Origin of the sequence: Saccharomonospora halophila 8 (genome assembly GCF_000383775.1) — a bacterium.
Classification (GTDB): domain Bacteria; phylum Actinomycetota; class Actinomycetes; order Mycobacteriales; family Pseudonocardiaceae; genus Saccharomonospora; species Saccharomonospora halophila.
Map to the genome: position 1 here is coordinate 16,008 of NZ_KB912546.1, position 4,193 is coordinate 20,200.

The 4,193-nt window shown below is 73.0% G+C and carries 4 protein-coding genes; all 4 read left to right on the plus strand.

Going from position 1 to position 4,193, the window contains the following annotated elements; translation table 11 throughout:
* The first annotated feature begins 231 nt into the window (after positions 1-231).
* Positions 232-1,803 (plus strand): FadD3 family acyl-CoA ligase, encoded by a 1,572-nt coding sequence (locus SACHA_RS0110980; RefSeq protein ID WP_019809663.1) that lies wholly within the window; start codon positions 232-234, stop codon positions 1,801-1,803.
* Positions 1,800-2,687 (plus strand): enoyl-CoA hydratase, encoded by an 888-nt coding sequence (locus SACHA_RS0110985; RefSeq protein WP_019809665.1) that lies wholly within the window; start codon positions 1,800-1,802, stop codon positions 2,685-2,687. Before SACHA_RS0110980 ends, SACHA_RS0110985 begins: the two co-directional genes overlap by 4 nt.
* Positions 2,688-2,689: 2 nt before the next feature.
* Positions 2,690-3,835, plus strand: coding sequence for an acyl-CoA dehydrogenase family protein (locus tag SACHA_RS0110990; RefSeq protein ID WP_019809667.1), 1,146 nt, complete (start codon positions 2,690-2,692; stop codon positions 3,833-3,835).
* Positions 3,832-4,193, plus strand: a 362-nt coding sequence (locus SACHA_RS0110995; protein ID WP_019809670.1) for an acyl-CoA dehydrogenase family protein, incomplete at its 3' end; no start/stop codon positions are given. The genes SACHA_RS0110990 and SACHA_RS0110995, both read left to right, overlap by 4 nt.

Consider the following 4,193-nt stretch of genomic DNA (forward strand, 5'->3'; position numbering starts at 1 on the left):
CGCCCAGCCCGCGCAGTCCGGCGAACTCGCCGGTGAGGTTCTCGGCGAGCCACGTCCGCACCCGCTCGCGGAACCCGCCCGCGGCCTCCGGGTCGGTGCCGGTCACGCTCGCGGACCCGGCCCCTGGGCCGGACACGGTGTCGGACACGGGGAGACCTCCTCGAAGGCTGGTTTTCAACACGGCCGTTCGTGCGTAGGCTACCCTACCAAGCACTTGCTAGGGAGGTCTTCGTGGAAACGGCACCAGCCACGATTCCGGCGGCCCTCGTCCGGGCCGCACACGAGTTCGGCGACCGCGAGGCCGTGGTCGACGGCGAGGTGCGGCTGAGTTGGGCGGAACTGTACGAGCGGGCGCGCCGGTTCGCGACGGTGTTGTCCCGCCGCGGGATCGAGCCGGGTGACCGGGTGGCGATCTGCGCGCCGAACACGTACCACTGGGTCGTCGCCGCGCTCGGCACCCTCTACGCGGGCGCGACCCTCGTCCCGGTCAACACCCGGTTCACCGGGCCGGAGATGCTCGACCTCGTCACCCGCAGCGCGGCGAAGGCGCTCGTGGTGGCGGGCCCGTTCCTCGGCGTGGAGCGGATCGACGAGCTGCACCGGGCGGGGATGGGCGCGCTGCCGTTGATCGTGCGGGTGCCCGTGGAGTTCGAACCCGAGGCCCGCGCCGACGTGACCGAGTGGCGGGACCTGGACGGACTCGTGGCCGACGCGGACGCCGCCGAACTGGCCGCGGTGGACGAGCGGGCGCGGGCGGTGGAGGCCGACGACCTCAGCGACATCCTGTTCACCTCGGGCACCACCGGCCGCAGCAAGGGGGCGCTGACCAGCCACCGCCGGTCGCTCGGCGTGGCGCGGGCGTGGGCCGACCGCGCCACCGTCGCCGCGGGCGACCGGTACCTGGTGATCAACCCGTTCTTCCACAGCTTCGGCTACAAGGCGGGGATCCTCGTCGCGCTGCTGCGCGGGGCGACCCTGCTGCCGCAGCGCACCTTCGACGTGACCACGACGATGCACACGATCGAGGACGAGCGGGTGACGATCCTGCCGGGCCCGCCGACCATCTATCAGACGATGCTGGACTCGGCCGAGCGCGCACGGTTCGACCTGGACAGTCTGCGGGTGGCGGTCACCGGCGCGGCCACGGTGCCGGTCGCGCTGGTGGAGCGGATGCGGTCCGAGCTCAGCTTCGACGTGGTGCTCACCGCCTACGGGCTCACCGAGGCCGTGGTGGCCACGATGTGCGCGCCCGACGACGACGCGGAGACCATCGCGCGCACCAGCGGGCGCGCCGCGGCGCATTTCGAGGTCACGCTGGCCGACTCCGGTGAGATCCTGCTGCGCGGGCCGAACACGATGCTGGGCTACCTGGACGACCCGGCGGCCACCGCCGAGGCGATCGACGCGGACGGCTGGCTGCACACCGGGGACGTCGGCGTGCTCGACGGGCGCGGATATCTCACGATCACCGACCGGATCAAGGACATGTACATCTGCGGCGGGTTCAACGTCTACCCGGCCGAGGTGGAGCAGGTGCTGGCCCGGCTGGACGGGGTCGCCGAATCGGCCGTCGTCGGGGTTGCGGACGAGCGGCTCGGCGAGGTCGGCAGGGCGTTCGTCGTCCGCCGCGCCGGGGCCACGCTCACCGCCGACGACGTGCTCGGGCACTGCCGGGAGCGGCTGGCGAACTTCAAGGTGCCCCGGCAGGTCGAGTTCCGCGACGACCTGCCGCGCAACCCCGCGGGCAAGGTCCTCAAGCGCACGCTGCGCGACGAACACGGCAGGAACGAGGAGACACGATGACCGGCAGCGACAACCCCGGCCCGGCCGCCTCCGACGAGGAGGTCGTGCGCTACGAGCGGCGCGGCCCGGTGGCGGTGGTGACGATGAACCGCCCGGAGTACCGCAACGCGCAGAACTCCGTGATGACCTACGCGTTGGACGCGGCGTTCCAGCGGGCCGTGGACGACGACGAGGTGACGGTGATCGTGCTCGCGGGGGCGGGCAAGCACTTCTCGGCGGGTCACGACCTCGGCACCCCGGGCCGGGACACCGACGTGCACTACGACAACACGGCCGTGCTGTGGTGGGACCACGTCGGCCGGGCGGGCGGGGATCAGCGGTTCGCCCGCGAGTCCGAGGTGTATCTGGGCATGTGCCGCCGGTGGCGGGAGATCCCGAAACCGATGATCGCCAGCGTGCAGGGCGCGTGCATCGCCGGGGCGCTGATGCTGGCGTGGGTGGCCGACCTGATCGTGGCCGCCGACGACGCGTTCTTCGCCGACCCGGTGGTGCGCATGGGGATCCCGGGGGTCGAGTACTTCGCGCACCCGTGGGTGCTCGGGCCACGGGCGGCCAAGGAGGTGCTGTTCACCGGGGAACGGTTCGGCGCCGAGCAGGCCCGGGAGTGGGGCATGCTCAACCGCGTCGTGCCGCGGGCGGAGCTGGAGGAGCGGACGCTTCAGCTGGCGGAGACGATCGCCGGGATGCCGACGTTCGGTCTGGCACTGGCGAAGAAGGCCGTCAACCAGGCCGAGGACCAGATGGGCATGCGCACCGGCATGGACGCGGCGTTCGGCCTGCACCACTTCGCGCACGCGCACAACGCCGAGGTCTCCGGCGGTGACTCGCTCGGTGGGCAGAACGCCCGCTCGATGCGCGAGAGCGGCACCGGGTCCGGGAGCTGACGATGGACCTGGAACTCGACGAACACAGCAGGGCGTTCCGCGACGAGGTGCGCGCGTGGCTGGCCGGGCACGTGCCCGCCGAGCCGTTGGCGTCGTTCGACACCGCCGAGGGGTTCGCACAGCACCGGCGGTGGGAGGCCGAGCTGGCCGGGGCGCGGCTGTCGGTCGTGGCGTGGCCGGAGGAGTTCGGCGGCCGGGACGCGAGCCTGCTCGACTGGGTGATCTTCGAGGAGGAGTACTACGCGGCCGGCGCACCCGGCCGGGTGGGGCAGAACGGCCTCTTCATGCTCGCCCCCACACTGTTCTCGCACGGCACGCCGGAGCAGCGCGCACGCATCCTGCCGCCGATGGCGCGCGGGGAACAGGTGTGGGCGCAGGCGTGGTCCGAACCGGAGGCGGGCAGCGACATCGCCGCCCTGCGCAGCACCGCGCGCCGTACCGACGGCGGCTGGCTGCTGTCCGGGCAGAAGACGTGGAGTTCGCGGGCCGCGTTCGCCGACCGGGCGTTCGGCCTGTTCCGCAGCGACCCGGACAGCGAGCGGCACCGGGGGCTGACGTATCTGATGTTCGACCTGCGTGCCGACGGCGTCACGGTGCGCCCCGTCCCCCAGCTGGACGGCGAGCCGGGGTTCGCCGAGATCTTCCTGGACGACGTGTTCGTGCCGGACGCCGACGTGCTCGGCGAGCCGGGCGACGGCTGGCGCGTGGCGATGACCACGGCGAACAACGAGCGCGGGCTGTCGTTGCGCGCGCCGGGCCGGTTCCTCGCCGCCGCCGACCGGTTGGTGCGGCTGTGGGCGGAGTCCGACGGAACCACCGACAGCGACACCGCACGGCGGGTGGCCGACGCCTGGATCGACGCGCGGGCCTACCAGCTCTACACCTTCGGCACGGTGACCCGGCTGGCCGAGGGCGGCGAGCTGGGGCCGGAATCGAGCGTGAACAAGCTGTTCTGGTCGCATCTGGACGTCGGCCTGCACGGGACGGCGCTGGACCTGCTCGGCCCGGACGCCGAACTGCGGCACGCCTCCGGCTGGCCGGAGGGCTGGCTGTTCTCCCTGGCCGGCCCGATCTACGGCGGCACCGATCAGATCCAGCGCAACGTGGTGGCCGAGCGGCTGCTGGGACTGCCGAGGGGGCAACGGTGAGATTCGCACTGTCGGCCGAACACCACGAGTTCGCCGCGAGCCTGGACGCACTGCTGACCGACACGGACACCGCCACGGCGAACCGGGCGTGGGCCCGCGGCGACCACGGCCCCGGACTGCGGCTCTGGCACTCCCTGGCCGAGACCGGGGTCCCGGCCCTGTCCGTACCCGAGCGGTTCGACGGGCTCGGCGCCACCGCGGTGGATGCGGTGGTGGCCTTCGAACGGTTGGGTTACCACGCCGTCCCCGGCCCGTGGGTGGACACCGCGGCGGTGCTGCCCGCGCTGCTCGCCGGGGACGGAGCGGACACCGCCGACGACGCCGACGACGCCGACGACGCGGGATCCGGCACGGCGGC

Bases quoted from the DNA above. Each gene is read 5' to 3' on its own strand.
- SACHA_RS0110985 (WP_019809665.1), top strand. From the start codon at position 1,800: ATGACCGGCAGCGACAACCCCGGCCCGGCCGCCTCCGACGAGGAGGTC.
- SACHA_RS0110990 (WP_019809667.1), top strand. From the start codon at position 2,690: ATGGACCTGGAACTCGACGAACACAGCAGGGCGTTCCGCGACGAGGTG.